This window comes from Caballeronia temeraria (assembly GCF_001544795.2).
Taxonomy (GTDB): Bacteria; Pseudomonadota; Gammaproteobacteria; order Burkholderiales; family Burkholderiaceae; genus Caballeronia; species Caballeronia temeraria.
Map to the genome: position 1 here is coordinate 1 of NZ_FCOI02000054.1, position 19,198 is coordinate 19,198.

The 19,198-nt window shown below is 57.2% G+C and carries 16 protein-coding genes; 7 read left to right on the forward strand and 9 right to left on the reverse strand.

Annotated features, from left to right (window positions below; genetic code table 11):
* Positions 1-420: 420 nt before the first annotated feature.
* Both AWB76_RS36795 and AWB76_RS36800 read left to right on the forward strand, forming a co-directional pair.
* Complete coding sequence (locus AWB76_RS36795; RefSeq protein ID WP_061165003.1) at positions 421-621, forward strand: DUF3562 domain-containing protein; 201 nt, start codon at positions 421-423, stop codon at positions 619-621.
* Between the two features lie 508 nt (positions 622-1,129).
* The gene (locus tag AWB76_RS36800; protein WP_061165004.1) at positions 1,130-1,936 is read left to right on the forward strand and encodes an RMD1 family protein; all 807 of its coding nucleotides are present in this window, start codon (positions 1,130-1,132) and stop codon (positions 1,934-1,936) included.
* Between the two features lie 825 nt (positions 1,937-2,761).
* On the opposite strand, the gene AWB76_RS36805 is transcribed toward AWB76_RS36800, so the two are convergent.
* Positions 2,762-3,103, reverse strand: a complete 342-nt coding sequence (locus AWB76_RS36805) for a hypothetical protein (RefSeq protein ID WP_157696305.1) — start codon at positions 3,101-3,103, stop codon at positions 2,762-2,764.
* Positions 3,104-4,677: 1,574 nt separating this feature from the next.
* Here AWB76_RS36805 and AWB76_RS36810 point away from each other — a divergent pair.
* Complete coding sequence (locus tag AWB76_RS36810; protein WP_061165006.1) at positions 4,678-5,046, forward strand: response regulator transcription factor; 369 nt, start codon at positions 4,678-4,680, stop codon at positions 5,044-5,046.
* A 955-nt stretch (positions 5,047-6,001) separates the two neighbouring features.
* Positions 6,002-6,976 (forward strand): GGDEF domain-containing protein, encoded by a 975-nt coding sequence (locus AWB76_RS36815; RefSeq protein ID WP_082864614.1) that lies wholly within the window; start codon positions 6,002-6,004, stop codon positions 6,974-6,976.
* Between the two features lie 123 nt (positions 6,977-7,099).
* Here AWB76_RS36815 and AWB76_RS41350 read toward each other — a convergent pair whose 3' ends face one another.
* The 7 genes from AWB76_RS41350 to AWB76_RS36845 all read right to left on the reverse strand — a co-directional run bounded on the left by AWB76_RS41350 (position 7,100) and on the right by AWB76_RS36845 (position 14,595).
* On the reverse strand, positions 7,100-7,651 hold the full coding sequence (locus AWB76_RS41350) for a hypothetical protein (RefSeq protein WP_157696306.1): 552 nt from the start codon (positions 7,649-7,651) through the stop codon (positions 7,100-7,102).
* Between the two features lie 390 nt (positions 7,652-8,041).
* Positions 8,042-8,254, reverse strand: coding sequence for a response regulator (locus AWB76_RS39880; RefSeq protein ID WP_074171487.1), 213 nt, complete (start codon positions 8,252-8,254; stop codon positions 8,042-8,044).
* Entirely contained in the window at positions 8,242-8,589 is a 348-nt protein-coding gene (locus AWB76_RS43180; protein ID WP_082864615.1) for a response regulator, read from the reverse strand. Before AWB76_RS43180 ends, AWB76_RS39880 begins: the two co-directional genes overlap by 13 nt.
* A 99-nt stretch (positions 8,590-8,688) precedes the next feature.
* Positions 8,689-10,365, reverse strand: coding sequence for an ATP-binding protein (locus tag AWB76_RS36830; protein ID WP_082864616.1), 1,677 nt, complete (start codon positions 10,363-10,365; stop codon positions 8,689-8,691).
* Positions 10,366-10,989: 624 nt separating this feature from the next.
* Positions 10,990-11,508: a DUF421 domain-containing protein gene (locus AWB76_RS36835; RefSeq protein WP_374729976.1), complete on the reverse strand. Its 519-nt coding sequence runs from the start codon at positions 11,506-11,508 to the stop codon at positions 10,990-10,992.
* A 44-nt stretch (positions 11,509-11,552) separates the two neighbouring features.
* Positions 11,553-12,146: a ParB-like protein gene (locus tag AWB76_RS36840; RefSeq protein ID WP_061165024.1), complete on the reverse strand. Its 594-nt coding sequence runs from the start codon at positions 12,144-12,146 to the stop codon at positions 11,553-11,555.
* A 685-nt stretch (positions 12,147-12,831) separates the two neighbouring features.
* Positions 12,832-14,595 carry a hybrid sensor histidine kinase/response regulator gene (locus tag AWB76_RS36845; protein WP_063936438.1) on the reverse strand — a complete coding sequence of 588 codons (1,764 nt, stop codon included), beginning with the start codon at positions 14,593-14,595 and terminating at the stop codon, positions 12,832-12,834.
* Positions 14,596-14,987: 392 nt separating this feature from the next.
* Here AWB76_RS36845 and AWB76_RS36850 point away from each other — a divergent pair, with 392 nt between their 5' ends.
* The gene (locus AWB76_RS36850; protein WP_167357808.1) at positions 14,988-16,580 is read left to right on the forward strand and encodes a hybrid sensor histidine kinase/response regulator; all 1,593 of its coding nucleotides are present in this window, start codon (positions 14,988-14,990) and stop codon (positions 16,578-16,580) included.
* A 661-nt stretch (positions 16,581-17,241) separates the two neighbouring features.
* Here AWB76_RS36850 and AWB76_RS36855 read toward each other — a convergent pair.
* Positions 17,242-17,625, reverse strand: coding sequence for a hypothetical protein (locus AWB76_RS36855; RefSeq protein WP_061165013.1), 384 nt, complete (start codon positions 17,623-17,625; stop codon positions 17,242-17,244).
* Positions 17,626-17,866: 241 nt separating this feature from the next.
* Here AWB76_RS36855 and AWB76_RS36860 point away from each other — a divergent pair, with 241 nt between their 5' ends.
* A complete protein-coding gene (locus tag AWB76_RS36860) occupies positions 17,867-18,307 on the forward strand; it encodes an Hsp20/alpha crystallin family protein (RefSeq protein WP_061165025.1) in 441 nt (146 codons plus the stop codon).
* 9 nt (positions 18,308-18,316) lie between these two features.
* Positions 18,317-18,730 carry an Hsp20/alpha crystallin family protein gene (locus tag AWB76_RS36865; protein WP_061165014.1) on the forward strand — a complete coding sequence of 138 codons (414 nt, stop codon included), beginning with the start codon at positions 18,317-18,319 and terminating at the stop codon, positions 18,728-18,730.
* Positions 18,731-19,198: the final 468 nt, after the last annotated feature.

Sequence of the window (19,198 nt, forward strand, 5' to 3'; positions counted from 1 at the left end):
AGATCACCACATTATTTGCGCTGGGCAATTTATGGATGATGCGCAAGGCGCTACGCAAAGCGTAAAGGACACTGCAGCTTGAAGTCACTTCCGCACTCTGGTTGAGGGCACAAAGCGTGGGCCCATCGCCGCTGTCGTTGACGGACTGAGCCGGATTAAGAACTGCCCCAACGCCTACATGTCTGCATCTGAAACCGTGTTCTGCAGAGCGTCCCTAACGGCTCACTTTCCAGCGCACTTTCCACCGAACGAGGATTTGCCTGCAAATGCCGTTGTCATGTGACCGTCCGGCAGAGATGGGGCAATTTGGTTATTTTGCAGTTCTGAGAGTGCGATGAGGACGGCCCTGAGTTAGAGTGGAGTTCCGCGATATGCGTAGGCCGAACAGTCCTGCACCCCGAATGCAGCCGGGAGGAATCGATGGAAGCCGACGAGCGCATTCTCGAAGTGATACGCGTCATTTCAATGTCGACCGGCACACCGGAGGACACGGTGGCGGAGATATATTTGGAAACCGTGGAAGCCCTCCGCCAAGATGCTCGTATTCTTGATTTTATTGCGCTACTCGCGGCAAAGCGCGTTCGCGAAATGCTTCAAACAAAATCGGAAATTCGCCGGTAGCGTGAATTCATAGGTGCCGGCTGTGAGGCTTTTCCTGTTCACCTAGAGCCAATATTACTGCGTCGACAGTGGGCCACAGAGATAGTGCTGAAGCACGCTAACCGGTTTTCGACGTCGTCAACTAGGCTCCCGCCAAAACGCGCTTGGGCAGACGCCAATGCCAACCCGAATACCGCCCGGCCTACGAACCGGGCTCACCGCCTGGTACAAAGGCGGGACCGCTGCCACGCAATCCTCCTGACTTCAATGCCATCCCTCCAGGAACATTTTGGGAGCGGAGCACGAAATGGGAGCGTCAGAACGGCCTCCTAATGGGGTATGCCGTGGCCAATCATATTTCTTCGTGACTGAGAAGTTGGGTATGCGAGTTGAAATTGGACGCAAGAATTTCGTCAGCGCCGATTGTTGGCAGCGCTTGTTCGTGCGTACGGCGCGCACGGCGCGTTTTGCGCACGTCGACCCAAGCATGGCAGAGCTCAAGCGAACATACGCGGATTGAAGTGACCATATGTTGAATCTCGCCATAACGTCACTGCCGCAGATACAGGCCCGAGCGCATCTCGTCGCCGACCGGATTGACCTCAAGAACTTCAAAATCACCGATTCCCTCGCCACCACACCGCTGACGGTAACGATAGGGCGCACCGACGGCATCGCCGTTCTTTTCAGGTACGGAGTCGTCGTGTTTTTTGGTGTGTCGCTTGACGATGAACAACGGTTTCTCTCCTCATTAGCCCCGTTGCTGTATAACGCTTACGGGCGGCTTCAGCTCGAAGAAATCGCCATCCAGAGCGGCAAGACGAACGTTGGGGTGCAAGGCGGTGCAGTCTGGCTCGATGCGCTGACGTTGGAAAAGGCTCAAGTGATAGCGGACAGCCTCAGCAAAAGCCTTGTGCTGTCGATGTACGAAGACAAGACGGCGAGCGAGTTCGATAGCATCATTCCGTTGGCATCCGAACTGGCAAGAACAGGAAAGGTGAGCGCGGACGCCAAAACGCTACTATCAAAAATTGGCGGGATGCTCCTAATCGAACACCGCATGGTCGGCCGGGCTGAAATCGGCGACAAGCCGGAGACCCTTTGGGAACACCCGGAGCTCGGCGGCCTCTATGCACTATTGGAGGACGAATATGAACTGCACGAGCGACAAGCCGCGCTTGAACGCAAGCTGCAGTTAATTTCTGGAACTGCGCAAACCCTGGCCGAAATCGCGGAAACCAAGCACGTTCACCGCCTCGAATGGTATGTCATCGGCCTTATCGCACTTGAAATCGTGATTGGTATGGCGGACCTGGCGCATAGATTTTTTTTCTGAGCCGATTCGGGCTATGGGCTATTACAGCCTGAAGAAATCGGACATCACGAGGACCGCGTTGCGAACGCGTGTATTGCAGGCCCGGATGGAAGCTCGGGCGTGATACCAGAACACGCAGCCGTGCGCGGCATGGAACGTTTCGATGCGAGCGCGGCGACTGACAACACGGCGAACGCGAACCTGGGGGGCATTCGAGCCGCACGAGTGCGCCGTGAGCCTTGCGGACGGATGCCAGCCACGCTTTTTGATATTCCGCCTTGATAGCCCCTCGGATATGAGGTGCATACCTGTTCCCCGGCCGCGATGTAATGCGTCGACGGCAATCCAACTTTTCAAGGAAAGCGGGTTCGCCTTGCTCGGGTCTCTGGCGTGACGAAATGAACGAAGTTAGCGGAGGGACAGACCTTCATATTGATTTGCACAAGGAGGCTGATTTATTGAAGTAACGAGCACCGCTGAAGAATCGCCTGAAGGAGGCCCGCATTGCAATCGGCGACGCAAGAGCAGCCCCTTTGTACTGCTTATTTCGGTGTCTACCCTAGTGGTCGACAATGTCGCGGGACGTGAAGGTCGAGGGCTTCGGTCTATGTGCGCCGGTTTGCGAGCGCCTTGGCTGCGCGTGGCGCTATACATGCCAGTCGAGAATGCGGTCGTAAAACCTGCGAACTCGGCGAGCCGGTTAGCCCACAAGACATCGTGGACCCCAATAATAACGCCGTTGGTCCGATGCCATGGGCGTGCAGAGGACCCTTGAGCGGGCAGCGACAATCGGAATCGAGCGAGCTGAATTCCGGTATTGATTCGCTGTGCACATTACGTGCGACGTTACTGATTTTGCTCTAGCTTGCATCCCTCCGTCCCAATGCTTTCGCAACGGTCCGCCAGGTCAATGCTCGTCCTGCGCGATACAAGCCACGGGATGCCTGCGTAGCCGACCAATGGGTGCTTAACGCGATATTCGAACAACGTCGGTCCGACTCGTTTGAACAGTACCGCGTCCTCCGCATGCTGCTTCGCGTAGGTCACGGACACGAGCCCGACCTCGGCCGCGCGGTTCATCGAAAGGGAGCCGTCGGCTGCCGATTGGAAACTGAAATTCGAAAGCGCACAGTAGCCAATCGAAATAATAACGACCGGCTTCGCGACGATGCCAAGGTAGGCCCACAAGCCACCGGCTCGCCTTTCCGACCACACGGAGATACCAAGCATTAGAGCGCGCCACCTAAGTGTTTTCCCCGATGCCGAAGATACTATGCGCAGAGATTGGCGACAACGGAAAGAAGCACGGAGCAGCCATCTTTTTTCAAATGGCCGGTAAAAACAGCCGACGCGAGACACTGTGAAGAGTGCACTTAGCTGAGCGAACGGCGCCCGTCTCAACGCTCCGCTGGTAAACAATGGATGCCATCGCCTCCGGCGCCCTTTTCTCCAGACGATTCGATGGCGGAGGCGGCCTCGCCTTCTGCTTGTTGCGCTGCACAAATTTTGCTACCTTCGGACACGAGAGAAACTGGAAGCGCTGCTATCAAGGCGCCGAGGGCAACAACCGATGAATGACGCTGAAATCGCTGCAACATTGCTCAACAGATGGCAAAGGAACAATCAACACGAGAGCGAAGCACGTCCTGCTGACCTTCTACGTGAGGGAGGCCTCTCATTCAAACATTATGTTGGGGTAAGTCGCGATACGTCAAACGAGTTCGCCGATGGCGTCGAGATTGAATGCCTTACCTTTGATGATGGCTCCCGAGTCATACGGCTCACAGCGCGAGGGGCGGTTGGTCAGTCGATGAGATGGACGGCCGTCGCTCCCTGACGTCGCCATCCGGTTTTTCGCTTGGCCCGCCTGTTCCAGGCAGAACTGGGCCGACGGCCGCTTTCCTTTTCGAAAGCTTCAGGGCTTCCATGACAAGCAAGCGATTCGACCTCGTCACTCTCAGGGGGCGATGTCGAGTGAAATCGCACACCAGCCTTTAACAGGAGCGCCACATTTGGAGGTCCCGGCGGTTTCGGTAGCGGCCACCAAGCCTCGAAACTCATCGTCCCCGGGATTGGATAATAATGGACAAAACGGAGTTTCTAGGTGAACGACCAGCGGAACGCGTGAGCAGACCGTTAGGAATCCAAGGTTATCAAGCAGCTAACCTCTCATAAGCCATTGCTGGCATCGTCCGAGCGGGCGGGAAGACTCTCCAACAGCCGCCGTCATGTCGAAAGAAGAAAAGCGCAAAGTGTTCATCGCCGTGCATCGTCGCGATACAAACATACCGTTTTCCGGTCGCTGCCGAACGACGAGATGCGGTGATTCTCGTGGCCCGTAGACGCCTGAAGCCGAGCCACTTCTCCACTGCGTAACGCAAGGATTGCTCTATGGTACGGGTCATTTTTGTCCTCACGTTCCCTCGCGATGCGGGCTTGCCAGGCGCGACGTCTAGTTGGCCGGTTATCCGCAACCTGCATGCCAGAGGTGCTTGGATGCGACAGCCTAGAGTCTACTTAAGGGCTCCAGTCGGTGCTGCGGCCACGTAAAAATTCGCCGCTCGGCGCGCACCCTCGGTGCGGCACGGCCACTTCAGCGGAAAACTCCATCGCGACGTGCGCAATAGTGGATGAAAGCGGCTTCAGCAATCAAGGGCGATAGGGGCACGCGTTAGTCGCGGCTAGTACGTAAGGGGCGGTACGCTCGTTGCGACAGGCGTTGCATCGCAGGTTCGTTTGGGCAACCACAATATTTGCAAACTATGGATTCTTCTACCATTTTGCTCATAGATGACGACCGCGACATCTGTGCGGTCTGGTCAATGATGCTAGAGGCGGAGGGCTTTTCTCCCTTCTCGGCGTTCGATGGACCAGCGGGTCTGGCCGAGGCGAGAGAGCATCTACCGGACATCATAATCTGCGATTTCATGATGCCAGCGATGGATGGGGTTGCTGTCTGTCGTGCCATCCGGGAAGACGAGCGCTTAAAAAATGCGTTCGTTATCCTCTGGTCGGCTGCGAGAAACATCGAAGCTAATGGCTGGGCCGACATGGTGGTGGAGAAGCCCGTGGATGTTGCGACGTTCCTTGGCCACATCAAGGCTGCTGGGATGTCTCGCCGAAAAACATAGCTCACTCGCGTTGCTATCCGAAGGTGCTCGTCGACCGACCGGCCTCGCGGGACGGGTCTGAGACGATTGGGTTGGCGGCCATTGGCGGAGGCGCACCCGGGTCCGCTTCTGGCGCCCAACGAAAATGAAAGTCGACGAGACTTGAGCGGCGTTGAGCGACCCGCACACGGGCCGACAACCGCGCGTTGAACGACCGGCTCGGAGGTGTGGACTGTAGGCAGTAGTTGATTTTGCTTGCAGGTATGAGCATCGAGCGGTGCGTCGCGCATTCTCATCCAAGAGCGACCACGTCAGGCGAGCGCTTCGTGAAAGCCTTTCTCAGGAGGCGCTCTTTCTCTAATTTTATTTGGAAGCTTTATCAAGTGAGATTCTGGAAGACCTGAATCAGACGGGTTAGGTCACCTTGGACGAGAAGCGGTTCATCGGGGAACGCGCAAGTGCAGTTTCTGCTCTTTGCCATCAAGTTCTGGCCTCAGAGCTTCGGCGGCGCGGCCTAAGGCGCACTAAATTTTAATGAGCGCCGTCTGTACCTTCACTTTCGCGGTCGTGATGCTTCCTGCTTCGAGCAAGTCATCGACCAACCGCGTGATGTGGGTCAGTTGCCGGTCGATGACGTCCTTGGTCCTGCCGGGAACGCTCCCGTATGAGTCTGCGATGTTGGTCGGATTTCAAAGTCGAAGGCGCGAAGCATCCGGTCACACGCACGCGGTCACGCATGTCAGAGATGCGGTGTTGTTCAAGCAGGTCGGGCCGGTTTGTTTGAATTCCCGGGGAAACAACCCATTTTGGGCATGCAGGCGTTCCGTGGCTTATCGCACGCCGCACCGGCATCCAACTCGAGATTGCGTGTGAAGAGGTCAGTTTGGATGGTTGCAAGCTGCGCACGAGGAAGGAGCTCGATTATTAGCGGCTCCTCTTCGCTGCGAACGCTCAAGAGGATTAGAAGATAGTTTTTATGAAAGTTCCTCCTAGAATTTGTCGTTTAGAAGTACGCAGCGATATGTCGGAAGCTATCATCGCGCTCGTAGCAGCGGTGGTTTCTGGCGACTCCTTTCTCGGTATTTACGACGAAGAAGATTACCTGCGCTTCGCGAATGATGCCTTCCTCGCCGCCTTCAACCTGAATGCGGGCGAAGTAGCGACTTTCTCTAGCATCATTCTCGATGCCGCGCGCGACAAAAAGGGAGTGCGCATCGATGCTGCGGACCCCCCGTCATTCGTCAAGGACGTACAGTTGCGCCGCCGCGTCGCAACAACTCATCCTCGGCAATGCGCGTTTCCAGTCGACTTTACAAACGACACGTGGTACTGGTGCACGGAGACCTTGCTGCCGAGCGGTTGGATTGTTTTGTCAGGCTCCGATATGACCATCCTCAAAATGAGCGAGCGGGAGCTGGTGGCCTCGAGGGACAAAGCGCTGTGGTTGAGTCAGGTGGCTGAACTCACTGAAGTTCCGAATCGCCGTTTCCTACTCGATACGCTGGACGAGTTAATGCGCCGCGCGACAATCGAGGGCACCGACCTGAGCGTTGCCCTGTTGGACCTCGACCATTTCAAACAGATTAACGACCGCTTTGGACATGAAGCCGGCGACTGCGTTTTGCGCCATTTTGCCGCTCACTGCGGGGCTAGCATCCGCGACCGTGGTTTCGTTGGCCGTCTTGGCGGCGAAGAGTTCGTTGTGGTTCTGCCGAGGACTAAGGTCGACGCCGCTAAGAATGCCTTGGATGGATTGCTTCGTTCGTTACCGGTCACGACGTTGCATGACCGTCGGTCCGAAACCATTTCGGTGTCGTTTTCCGCCGGCGTGACAGATGTTAGGAAGGGCGAAAGACGCAAAGACGTGCTTTTGCGTGCCGACAAGGCGCTGTATCTAGCGAAGCAGACTGGTCGAGCGCGCGTTGAGATTTTCAAAGATGCAGCACCTTAAGCGCGTCGCCGGCCCGTAGCCCGGTCGGGAACAGTCAGGCCCACGCGCTTCAACCCCGCCGCCGTGATGGCAGACGCTTCCGAGAATGGGCGACACCAATTAGTCTGTCTCTTACGCGAAGGGTTATACCTGCTCTCCCTTAGCTTTATGGTCGAGCAGGCGGCTGATTGTCATAGATTCCGCGGCTCGTACTTGAGCTCGGGGCGCGCTACGCAGTTGAGCGTCATACACAACAAGCGCTTCCCGCAACGCCTCGTATTCAATCGCGGGCGCTTTGCAATCGCTGTTCGGCTGGGTATTCCAGTCAAGCTGAACGAGCGCGGCATGAGCCTTTCGCACAGACTGCAGCCTTGACTTTTGGTATCCGGACAAACAAAGCTCTTCAGAAATCAAGAGCTGTTGCGCGAGCAGTGTGAGTTGGTTTGCCGTAGCCGCGCCTCTATGTAATGCATCTAAGGCAATCCAACTTCTAAGCATTAGCGAGTTCGCGATGCTCGAATCGCCTGCCTGAACCAGTGATGCAAGTAGCGGTGAGACGGACTTCCTCACTGGCTTGCGTGAAGCGTTTGTCCTGCGCATTTGATGAATATTAAAGAGAGGTCGTTTGGCGATAAATATTTTAAGGTACTTGCGCGCAACAAAATCCCATTGCGCCTCTTTTTTCAGACTCACCATGAGCTTGACGGTAAGGCTTACCTTTTGGGAATGAGAGCCAATCCTTCCATTGATTGCTGCGACGTCTTGGTTCAACAAACGCAACAGTTATCTAGGATGTCCGATGCATATCGGCTGACGAGCAATCCCGAGAAATCGACGGGCGACGCGCGGTCTTTACGCACCTTAACGCCCATCGCCTCAGTCGGCAACGAATGGGCGCTAACGGAGCAGACGCGAGCGCTTACGGCGGAGCTCGGCCGAAGCAAAGAAGAGGCTTTTAGGCGGGGGAGCGACAGGATTTATACGGCCCGACGGCCCGACGGCCGGACGTTCGACTACTGCGCAGATTGCGCACTCAAATTGGAGTGGAGAGCTCCGCGCGTAAGCGAAAGCGCGGCGGGGCTTCATTCAAGTGGCCCCACATGGAACGAATGCCCGAGATGTGCGGCGGAAGTCGCGGAAGTCAGTCGCTTTGACGACATATCCGTTGACACCAAGCTCGTAGGCTCGAGCAATGTCCATCTCCTCTCGAGATGAGGTGAGCGCAATTACGGGGATGCGCCGCAGCGTCGGGTCCGCTCGCATCGCCTTTAGGACTTCAAGCCCCGTCACCCGTGGCATCTTGGTGTCAAGAGAGCAAGAATCACCGAAGCCGCCGTTCGTAGGTTGCTTCCGAGGGCGCGAGCGACGGCGCAGCCGTCAATGCGGGGCATTGAAATGTCGAGCAGGACGACGTCCGGTTTCCACACACTGGCGGCGATTGCGGCTGCGCCTCCATAAACTGCGGTCACCTTGTGATTGCTCATCTCGAGGTAGGCCGCGAGTGCATCGGCGCCGATACTGTTGTCATCGACTACGAGTGAGCGTCCTCGAGCCAGAAAAGTACGTGAGGTCCATCGCCAAGCTTCATGGGCCGGTCGTGTCATTTCCATTCTGCGAAGTAGTGTTCCTCGCATATTAGAGGAACAGCATGAGTTTGATTTATTTACTGACACAATTCCAACGCAAACCGGCACGTGCGCAACAGCCTTTGTTTGATAGCGCGGTGAGTCACGTCAGTCTCGAGAGTCCAGTGCAAGCCGCACCGCCTTCGCGAGCTCATCGAGGCTGTAGGGTTTAGCCAGTAGGGTAACGCCGTCGTCGAGTCTTCCCTCATGGGTGATGATGTCCCGCGTGTATCCTGACGCGAAAACGACTGCTGCGCGATGAGGCGGTGCACTAGCGATGGCTGCAAGTTCCTTGCTTCTCACCGTTCCTGGCATTACGACGTCTGTGAAAAGCAAGTCAACAGGCGGGCCTTTCTGCAGCGCTGGTAGCGCGGAGTCACCATCGTGTGCCGACAGCACCTTGTAGCCAAGTTGCGCAAGCATGTCGATTGCGGCGAGGCGTACTTCTGAATCGTCCTCTGCGACGAGAATGGTCTCGCCACCGTGCAAGGCGTGCGCGTGCGCCGGACGCTCGTCGGTGCTTTCTTCCCCGTCGGATGCCGGGAAGTACAAGGAAATCGTGGTTCCTTTTCCGAGCTCCGTTTGAACATCAATAAATCCGGCGCTTTGCGTGACAAAGCCAAAGACCATACTGAGCCCGAGGCCGGTCCCTTGCCCCTCTGGCTTCGTGGAATAGAACGGCTCGAACATACGGGCCCGAACTGTCTCAGACATTCCTTTGCCATCGTCGGTCACTGAGAGCCTAACGAACTCACCGGAAGGCAAATTCGAACCCATCGATAGGCGGTCTTCACCGGTGCAGTTCCGCACGTCGACTTGTATCCGTCCGGACGTGTTGATTGCGTCCCGCGAGTTGATGACAAGGTTCAATATCGCGTTTTCAAGCTGATTGCGGTCTACGTTTATGTTCCTGACGTCGGGCGAAACGGTAACCGTGAGGGCTATCGATTCAGGAAGCGCACGCAGCATCAAGTCAGACATTGATTCCAGCAGCCTCGTGGGGCTCAGCGCCCTCGGGTTCAGCGGCTGTCGGCGTGCGAATGCGAGCATCTGCGACGCGAGCTTGCTTCCCCGGCCAATGGCTGATGACATGGCGTCGAAACGACCCTCAAGGTTCGCGGTCTGGCGCGTTGCCAGTCGAACAAGTTCGAGGTTCGAGGATAGTATCTGCAGCACATTATTGAAATCGTGCGCTACACCACCGGTCAAGTTCCCGATTGCTTCCAGCTTCTGCACCTGTCGAAACCGCTCCTCGGCTTCTACTCGTGCTTTGACCGCCTCGGCGACGCGCTCTTCTAATGTCTGTGTGAGGTTCAGCAGCTTGTCTTCGGCGACTTGCCTTTCTCGCTCGGCCAGAACTTTCTCTGTGGTCTCGAAAACGATTGAAATGACGCCAGCGGGACGGCCATCGTCCTCAGTCACCGGGGAGTAGTGTAAGTCCATCCAAACCTGCTCAGGTGCTCCGCTGCGCAGAAGGGTGAGCTCCTTATCCTTGTAGGACAGCGTCCCTCCGGCAAGGCAGGTGTCAACGACGTTCCGGTTAAAGTCGGCGACCTCCGGCCAACCGTCCTCAACAGGCTTGCCTAGGAGGAAGGGGTGGCGACCGCCGGCAAACACTGCATACGCGTCGTTGTAGACCATTGTGCCCTTTCTGCCCCAGAGCATGACCAAGGGCAGCGGCGACGCCAATACGAATCTAACTTCTGATTGAAGGCTGGGGGACCAGCGTTGGATGGGACCCAGCTCCGTGTCACTCCAGTCGAAGGCGGCGATACGCTCTGCCATTTCGCCTTCCCAGCCCGTGCAGTGGTAAGAATCAGTCGGCCAAGATTGTCGCGTCTTCATTCGTTGATATCCTGCGCAGGGAACGGCGGTCGTCTAATTTTTGTCCGGTAGCCTTGCCGTTGGCTTACTGGTGCCAATAAAATAAACATTCTGGCCTCACACCGCAATTCGGCGATTCGAGCGGAACTCTAACCTGTTCATGTCGGGACCATTGGCGGAACATCAAAAGGGAGCTGGCGTTGGTCTGTGGGAGTCAAGCGCCTGCACGTCTACCCTCGGACGTCTTCTCGAGCCCGGTTGGCGACCCTCCGAGCTTCGCCTCTCCGCGTCGTCGAAGGTGCTCGTCTTCAAAGGAGGGGGCCGTTGGCTCGAAGTCGACGTTGGCTTTTTCGGAGCCGTCTTTCCGGGCTGTCATCGCGATGGGATAGCGAGCAAGTGCCGGAGACCAGCGCCAGGAAGTGCGCGTCAGACCAACCGCGCGTGACGGTAGGGACACCGGGCACGGTGCGCAGGTCGACAGGCCGACGTTCGTCGCTCTCGATAGACCTAGTGATGGAAGCGCGGGACCGAATCGTCGCTTTATGCTCGACCGTCGCAAACCGAATGTATCGGTCTTCGCAGTAACTATTCGCTGCTGGCGGTCTTCGGCTTGCGAATGAGGCTAACCTGTCCATTGCGTTCGAGAATCGCCGACTCGACGTCTTCAAGTCCCGTGCAATGTAATTCCTGTCTCGCAGTCTCGTACACGTCGGTTTTCGTAATGAGCGCCGCAGACAGTTGCGAATCGTCGAACTTGCCGTCTTTGTAAACCTCGCGCTCTGCCCCGGCTACTAGACGCTCCAACTTCGGAGAATGCACGCACGCCCAGGCAAGGGCCCGATGTATCAGGACAATCACGAGCGATGCAGTGGCGGTGGGTATCGCAGGTGAGGCGCCCACGATGATACGGCTCAGCGTAGCGCCAAGCAGGATTGCGACTACGTAGTCAAAGGGCGAACGCTGTCCGAATGAGCGTCGACCCGCGATGCGAATAAAGACTAACGCGCTGAGAAACACTGCGACCGTGCGCGCGGCCATCTGAAGGGTGTCGAGGTCTCGTCCTTCGCCAAAGATACGAAGCATTAGACTCATCCGTTCCTCCACTTCAAAGTACGTCGCCATGGCCTCGCCGTCCATCCACCTGGGCTTTAATCTTCCGGACCGATGTAACCGGGAAGACCTATTGCGGCCTTGCTCTTGGCCAGCTCAATCGCTTTTTTAACCAGCGATTGAAAATCAACATCGCCGCCCGGCGAGGGCAGCGTCCGTCGGAAAAAGTCGGCCCAACGGAATTCTTCCAGCGGGACGGAAGTCTTTTCATATCCCCCGGCGTCGCGAACGAACGCAGACAGGCTACGAAACTCGTCGTCCTCGAGGTCCCAGATGTGTTCGCGCATTTCAGAGAACCACACCCGGTCTCCCTGAGCGTTATACGGGTACGCCCACCGATTGTTTTCAAGCGTGAGCCAAAACTCTGACCGCTTAAGGGATGAGAGGTCTTCTACAAGCACGACCGGCACACTTTCGATTCTGATTCGCCAAAGGGCGGCGGCGATGTGGTGATGGTCGATAGCGTACGGGACGCATCCAGGCCCGTACACGATGGGAACGGGCTTTTCAGCTATAGCCATCTCTAGGTCGTGCCCTTTGAGCTTTCGGTACGTCTCAGCCTTTTCGCGGACTTCCCGTAGGCCATGTGTAAGCTGGGTCGGCCGCAGCTTGTCGATTTTTATCGTTTTCATGAGGTGCTCCAATCGCATACTCGGCCGCACTGCCGGACTCACAAGCCCGCGCACAACCCCGATGCAAGTATCGCGCCGGTGCTTGAGCATCAGCGCGCAAGGCCGGTGCGCCCGCTAGCTATGTTGGACCAGGTGGCGAAGGACGGGAATTCCTGGGAGGTCACTGACGAGAAACGACGCGTTGTTCTGTGCTTTGCGGAGCTCAGGATGAGTGCAATGAACTGCATGCTGCGACGCACAATTGTCTCTGCCATGGCAAGTATAGCTGGCCGAAAGACTATGCCCTCTGTCCGCAGACGAAATGGAAGAAACGTGGTCCATCACGTCGAAGCAGCGGCGACATTACTGAACGGGGGCGGCCGAAATCTGGCGCGTCAGAGGCACCGAATCGCCCTTTGAACTTCCTGAGCGAGGGAGGACTCGAATTCACCCTTCTTCGCGGCTGCTCCCCCAAGCGGACGAAGGTTGCGACGGGATGGAAGTCGAATGCCTTTCTTTCAAAGTTGGCTAGCGTGCACTGCGGCTTGTTCGGTATCGACCGACCCTCGACCTTTCCCGATGGGCGCCGTAGGACCGCTGACTGCCTACGCACCGGTCGTCTCAGAACAGAGTTAAAGGCGATGTCGAAGACGGCCATGATGCTGGCCTGTCAATTCGCTGGCTCGTGGTCAAAGGCAGAACGCCGTCAACTACCGTCAGCCAGTGGTCTCGGCGGCTGCTCGACTTGCAACACATGTTTCAGGTCCTCGAGCGCAGGCGGTTTCACGAGGTAGCAGTCGAATATTCCGTCTTGGCGCTCGGTCGGTGCAGCGTCTCCGGTAAGAGCCACGAGTCGAGTCGTCGAACACTTGGGATGCTGCTTAAGCAGACCGGCGAGCGTCGGACCGTCCATCCCAGGCATGTGAACATCAATCAATGCGACATCCGGTGCGAATGAGTCGACGATAGCCAACGCGTCGGCGCCGCATAGCGCGCGCCGCACGTCATGCCCATCGAGCGCCAGCAGCATTGAGAGCGCCTCTGTCGCATCGCAGCTGTCGTCGACCAACAAGATTCGAGCAGGCGGAATGCCGTGAGAGGTCGGAGCGGAATGCCCAATGCCGGTCTTGCATACGACGGGCAGTCGCATTGTGACCCGTGTTCCTTTGCCTTCACCGTCGCTCGCGATTGTCACCGTGCCATGATGCGCCTGGACGAGATATTTCACGACGGAAAGTCCCAAGCCCAAGCCCCCGTCAGCACGCGTTCCGAGGTAGGGCGATTGCGCGTACAACTCGAAGACCCGCGGCAATAGTTCTGGCGCGATGCCAATGCCAGTGTCCGTCACCGAGATGACGGCATCCCATCTCGATTGCTCGTCACCCGCCATCGCGTCTGGGTCGGGCGCCTCAACGAGCAAATCAATATCGCCGCCCGGAGGCGTATACTTCACGGCGTTCGACAGTACGTTGCAGACAATCTGCGTGAGCCGAGCCGAATCGGCATATACCGTCACGGGGTAAGGCGGCAAGGTTGCGCGCAAATGTTGTCTGCGCCTTCTCGCATCTTCGCCGACGGCGGCCATGCCGTCCTTGACAATGTCACCAATCAGGCAGTAATCGAGGTTGACACAAAGCTTGCCGTGCCGGACGCGCGACGCATCGAGCAAATCGCTCACGAGCCGTTTAATCTGCTGAACCTGACGATGCGCGAGGGCCAGGGCCGAAAGCACTGCGGGATTTCCGGCCGCAAGTTTCTGTGCTGCCTCGAGCGCTGCATCGATGGGCGCAAGTGGACAACGCAGCTCATGAGCTAAAGTCGCGATAAAATTGTCCTTGTTGGCCTCGACCTGCAGCAGCGATTCTCTGGCCGCTTCGGCTTCCTCGGCGCGCGCCTCAGCGTCGGCCTTCGCGTCCGCAACATTCAAGGCAGCGAACGCGAAATCGGCCAGGCTCGTCAGGATGCGACGATGCTCGCTGTCAAACCGCACCTCGCCATCATGAGAGAGGACCCAAAGCGCTCCCCGGGGTCCGGCTGTGCCGGGGACCGGTACAACGAGCTCTTCGATGACGTCTGACTCAATCACCGAAAGGCACGGGAAAACCCGCTTCGGAGAAGATATGAGCTGAGGCGCACCTAAGCGGAACGCCAGCCCGCCGGGGCTCTCGTCGGTCGGGATGACGTGGCCGACGAGACGAGCGCAGCGACCGGACACGGCTACCCAACGGAAGGTCTCCGGCTGACCTGGCTGGTGTTGGTGAAGACTGATTCCCGCGCTGCCAGCCCGACAGAGGGCGAGGGCCGTATCAACCAACGTCTGCAGCATCGCGCTCGGCGACGCAGTAAGCGCTTTGCTTAGAGCGTGCAGCGCCGCATTCTCGGCAGCGTAGTCAGGAAAGCGCTGGGAGCGGGCGTCAAGCTGGGAAGTGACGATTGAACCGGCGCGTTGGACTCGCTCGACCGTGGACATTTCAGACGACTCCTGCATGTTAGCTCTGATTCAGGCTGAAGGCAGTGAGCGTGCATTCATTGTAGGCGTTGTACCCTCATTCTGCGACGCTTGGTGCGTAATCAAGCCACGCGTTATGGACAGCGGCGAGCTTGCGTAAGATTGATGGCTCACGGCCCTGCCCGGTAGCTGATAAGTGTCTTGCTTTTCGCCGGGGTAGGCCCTGGCGCAACTCCTGAACGCAGAGAACGCCTTTCGCTGTAAGCGAAGGCACTCCGATTGCTTCGCTGGTTTATTCGTGGCCGCTCTTCTCGTTCGCGCCCTGCGCCCGTCCGATGGAGAGTGCTGTCGCTCGCGAGGTACGACGGTTCGCTTGCTGCGAACCCGAATCTAAACTTATAAAGGCCAAATTGATGACCGACATCGACAGCTCGTCGAACTGGCATCCGGGGGTTGTGAGCAGTGGGACGCCGACCGACGATGCGACGTTCAGGCTGCTCGTTAATTCCGTCCGCGAGTACGCCATCTTTCGGCTCAGCGAAAATGGAATCGTTACCACGTGGAATCCTGGCGCTCAGCGCGTCAAGGGCTATTCTGCTGACGAAATCATCGGGCGGCACTTCTCCGTTTTCTACACGCCGGACCAACGTGCGAAAGGTCGGCCCGAGGAAGTGCTGCATCGGGCGCTCAGTAGCGGACAGTATTCGGAAGAGGGATGGCGTGTACGGAAGGATGGCTCCCTTTTTTGGGCCAGCATTGTCATCTCCGTAATTCGTGACGGGGATGGCAAACTGCTCGGCTTTGCCAAGGTTGTTCGCGATATGACGGAACGACGTAGGCTGGAGGAACTTGAAGCCTCGAGCCGCCGGATGAATGAGTTTTTGGCGATGTTGGGACACGAGTTGAGGAACCCGCTGGCGCCAATACGCAATGCGGTCGGCCTTCTCCAACAGCAGTCGCTGCCCACCCCAGACATCCTCCGCCGCACCCGTGACATCGTTGACAGGCAACTCGCGCACATGACCCGGCTTGTCGACGACCTTCTTGATGCCGGGCGCATTACCACGGGGAAAGTTCGAGTGACGCCGGCACCCGTCGCCATCCAAGACGTCATCGACCGCGCGGTCGAAGCTGTTCGGCCCAAGGTGGAAGCCAAAAACCAAACGCTCGACGTCCGTATGCCAGGAGACGAGCCAGTTATCGTCAACGGCGACGTGACACGGCTCGTTCAGGTCATTTACAACGTCTTAGACAACGCTTCGAAATATACCCAGGCGGGCGGGCTCATTCAGCTCGAGGCGCTGCACGTCGACTGGATGATTTCGATTTCCATTGAGGATAATGGTCGCGGGATTGCGCCCGAGTCACTCGACCTAGTATTCGACCTGTTTGCGCAAGAGAAGGACCCTGATGCGTCCACGGAAGAAGGTGGCCTCGGCATCGGGTTGACGCTAGCGCGCTCACTTGTCGAACTTCATGGCGGTCGCATCGAGGTGGTGAGCCCGGGCCCCGGCCGCGGTACCAAATTCACCGTCTGGCTACCCGCATACAAAGAGAACCCGAAGTTCGAAAGTCCTGAGGAACACCTAGCGCGGCCGTGTAGCCGGCCGGTAAAGGTTTTGGTAGTGGATGACAACCACGACTCGGCGGACAGCATGTGGATGCTTTTGGAAGCCCTCGGTCACGAGGCATTGAGAGCTTATAGCGGCGCACAGGCAATCGACATAGCAGCTTCATTTCGCCCAGACCTGGTCCTACTAGACCTCTCAATGCCCTTGTTGACGGGCTACGAGGCTATAGGGCACCTGCGTGAAGTTGCACGCAACGACGCGCTGGTGGTCGCGGCCGTAACTGGCTTTGGTCAGGTGGAGGACCGAGAAAGAACTCGGGCTGCGGGCTTTGATGCGCACTTGACAAAACCGGTCGGATTGGCCGAGCTGGAATCGGTTCTCACACTCGCGGAAGAGAGGATGCGAGACGGCGGCCGGGCGAAAGCGCCAGAGTGATTGGAAAGCCGACCGCCATACTATAGAGGAAAACTACATACTGATTCTTAAGAAGCGCCACCGACAGCCTGCGTTTACGTCAGTTGATTGGACTGTCGATGTGCTCGGCGATGCGCCCTGCGAGAGCAGGAAGGTCTTCCGCGAAGCGGCATTGAAGTAGCGGTATGGCTGGCAGCCCAACGAATGCGAGCCGCAGAACTTCAAGCTGCGGCTCGCGGCGATGCCAAAATCACTTGCCCCGGCGAAAGCCGGGATGTTTGCCCAACAATGGACTCGCTTTGCTAGTTCTAAGATAAAACGCAGTTATCCGACTGACTTGTCGGTACTGTCATGCGCTTGACGACCCAATTTCCTGTTCACCTTCGATAGACTTACCTCCCAAGAAGTTTGCCAACGCTTCCTCGCATCTGCGAGCCTCAAATTCGCTTGGTCGATTACCCGTCGGAATCTCAGCGAATGATTCTTCGCTGACTGAGTCCTTGCACTCTCCAAAATAGCATGGATGCAACGCGTCATCTTCGGTACGACGTCCAATAGTCAAATCCCACAGCCAACCGTCGCTTAACTGCCCTTGACGAACCAGAATTTAGTAACGACAAGCGCATGCGTCAATAAGCATTCTCGAATGTTTAGCGCGAACGTCCATAAGTGCGCTTGTATGTCACTGGATAGGCGGCGCCGCGCCAAACTTTTCCGCTAGCATTCTCTCGTAGACGCCGAAGTGCAAGTCGACCTCTTCCTGGGCGCCAGTCTGCACGAAGATATTCACCTTCTCAGCCGGCAGCCCCATCACTGTTGATATGGCTGCTTCGAGCTGCGGCGCGCAAATGCGGTCGTCCGGCAAGGTTGAACCGACTGTGATGTCGTAGCTTTTCTCTTCCCGAAGTACGATGTCAACAACGCGCGCACGTGCGCTCATGTTGTTATCAATGGCTAGTCGCGTCACATCTGCCAGTTGATGCATGACTTCTGTCGGAAAACCCTTGACCGAGCGAAGCCGAATGCGATGCTTGCCAAGCGTGCGCCAATCCGTATCAAATTCCACGGCGTCCTCCTAGTCAGTACGGTGGCGCGGAGGATATGGGCAAGGTACGTGTTTTTCAAGCTCGGAAAACTTTTTTGGTGACGCTCTTGAAAACTAACGTGCCGCTACTATTGTTGGCGTTGCAATGCAGTCGCTCGCAATCGCGTGCGCTGCGTGTTTCAACTTAATTGTCCGCGGCATCGGGGCAGCTGGGCTGATTCGCGTAAGCAGCTCCCCCGCCCGCCGCAAGAGGAGAGCGCATATGAGTGATGCATTCACCACACCGGACCTTTTCAGCGAACTGGACCGACTGCAGCGCCAGATGTCCAGCCTGTTTGGCGGAATCCCTACCAGTCTTCGTTCGACGCGTGTCGGAACGTTCCCGCAAATCAACGTCGGGTCGACTGAAGATTCAGTCGAAATCGTTGCATTCGCGCCAGGCCTGGATGTGAGCAAGATAGACGTGTCCGTCGACAAAGGATTGCTCACTATCGCTGGCGAAAGAACTACGGGCTATCAGAATTTGCCTGAGGGCGCCCGACAGTATGCGCAGGAGCGCTTCAATGGCTCGTTCCGCCGAGTTATCGAACTCCCGCAGCAGGCGGACCCGGACAAGGTCCAAGCGAAGTATATCGATGGCTGCCTTCTGATTTCAGTTGGCAAGCGCGAGACCTCGAAGCCGCGCTCGATTACTGTACAGTGAGGTGACACCATGAGCGACAACACGAATACGCAAATCACGGAACGCGGCCAAGGTGCCGTGGCACGGCAAGAAGCAACGGAGGCGCGTCGCCGACAAACGTTGGCGCCAAGTGTGGACATCGTTGAGGACCTTCACAAAGTCACGCTGTGGGCCGACCTGCCCGGTGTTTCGAGGGATAAGCTCGATGTGAAGGTACATGACGGCAGCCTGACCATCGAGGCCGAATCGGTGGTTCCCGTGCCGGCAAACCTGCAACTCGCACATACCGAAGTCCGGGCACCGTACTTTGCCCGGACCTTTACCGTCAGCGAGGACTTTGATACATCGAAGGTCGAGGCGTCACTAAAGGACGGCGTGTTGACACTCACTATCCCGCGTCGGGAAGAAGCGAAGCCAAGAAGGATTCAAGTGTCGGCAGGTTAGTGAGAGGGCGCGCGGCGGTGAAGCGAGTGCCTTGCCGTCCGCGCCAGTAGGAAAAACGCTTGTCGGACTGGCGCGACACCCTTTCCTTTAGGAGTTCGTTGGTGGGCGTTCCGGTTACAAGGAACTGCCCATTCGGGTAAGTCGAAAATTACCGTCCCTTCAACGAAAGCCGCTATGAAAAACGTCTTCAAGACTACACTTGCTGTCCTTCTCATCACCGCATTCGCAGTTCCCGTCGCAGCAACTGCGAAGACGCACCACCACAAGAAGCATCATCACCATCACAGTGTGAAGCCGCACGCTTGAGCTGGTGATAGTCTAAAGACCGAATCGCGCATGTCGAAGGCCCGTTTAGGGCACTATCCCGGCAGGGTTTCTGAGCGGTTCGGTCGCAGTCGAGCTTGGCCATCGGCGACATCCCGCGCCCGACCATTTTGAGGAATGCACGCGAACTGCGTTCATTCTCGC

What these genes read in the sequence shown, in the direction of transcription:
- AWB76_RS36845 (WP_063936438.1), bottom strand. Translation starts at nt 14,595, where the DNA reads ATGTCCACGGTCGAGCGAGTCCAACGCGCCGGTTCAATCGTCACTTCC.
- AWB76_RS41350 (WP_157696306.1), bottom strand. Translation starts at nt 7,651, where the DNA reads ATGGTGAGTCTGAAAAAAGAGGCGCAATGGGATTTTGTTGCGCGCAAG.
- AWB76_RS36800 (WP_061165004.1), top strand. Translation starts at nt 1,130, where the DNA reads ATGTTGAATCTCGCCATAACGTCACTGCCGCAGATACAGGCCCGAGCG.
- AWB76_RS36810 (WP_061165006.1), top strand. Translation starts at nt 4,678, where the DNA reads ATGGATTCTTCTACCATTTTGCTCATAGATGACGACCGCGACATCTGT.
- AWB76_RS36830 (WP_082864616.1), bottom strand. Translation starts at nt 10,365, where the DNA reads ATGGCAGAGCGTATCGCCGCCTTCGACTGGAGTGACACGGAGCTGGGT.
- AWB76_RS36850 (WP_167357808.1), top strand. Translation starts at nt 14,988, where the DNA reads ATGACCGACATCGACAGCTCGTCGAACTGGCATCCGGGGGTTGTGAGC.
- AWB76_RS36795 (WP_061165003.1), top strand. Translation starts at nt 421, where the DNA reads ATGGAAGCCGACGAGCGCATTCTCGAAGTGATACGCGTCATTTCAATG.
- AWB76_RS36860 (WP_061165025.1), top strand. Translation starts at nt 17,867, where the DNA reads ATGAGTGATGCATTCACCACACCGGACCTTTTCAGCGAACTGGACCGA.
- AWB76_RS36865 (WP_061165014.1), top strand. Translation starts at nt 18,317, where the DNA reads ATGAGCGACAACACGAATACGCAAATCACGGAACGCGGCCAAGGTGCC.
- AWB76_RS43180 (WP_082864615.1), bottom strand. Translation starts at nt 8,589, where the DNA reads ATGCGAGGAACACTACTTCGCAGAATGGAAATGACACGACCGGCCCAT.
- AWB76_RS39880 (WP_074171487.1), bottom strand. Translation starts at nt 8,254, where the DNA reads ATGCCACGGGTGACGGGGCTTGAAGTCCTAAAGGCGATGCGAGCGGAC.
- AWB76_RS36840 (WP_061165024.1), bottom strand. Translation starts at nt 12,146, where the DNA reads ATGAAAACGATAAAAATCGACAAGCTGCGGCCGACCCAGCTTACACAT.
- AWB76_RS36815 (WP_082864614.1), top strand. Translation starts at nt 6,002, where the DNA reads ATGAAAGTTCCTCCTAGAATTTGTCGTTTAGAAGTACGCAGCGATATG.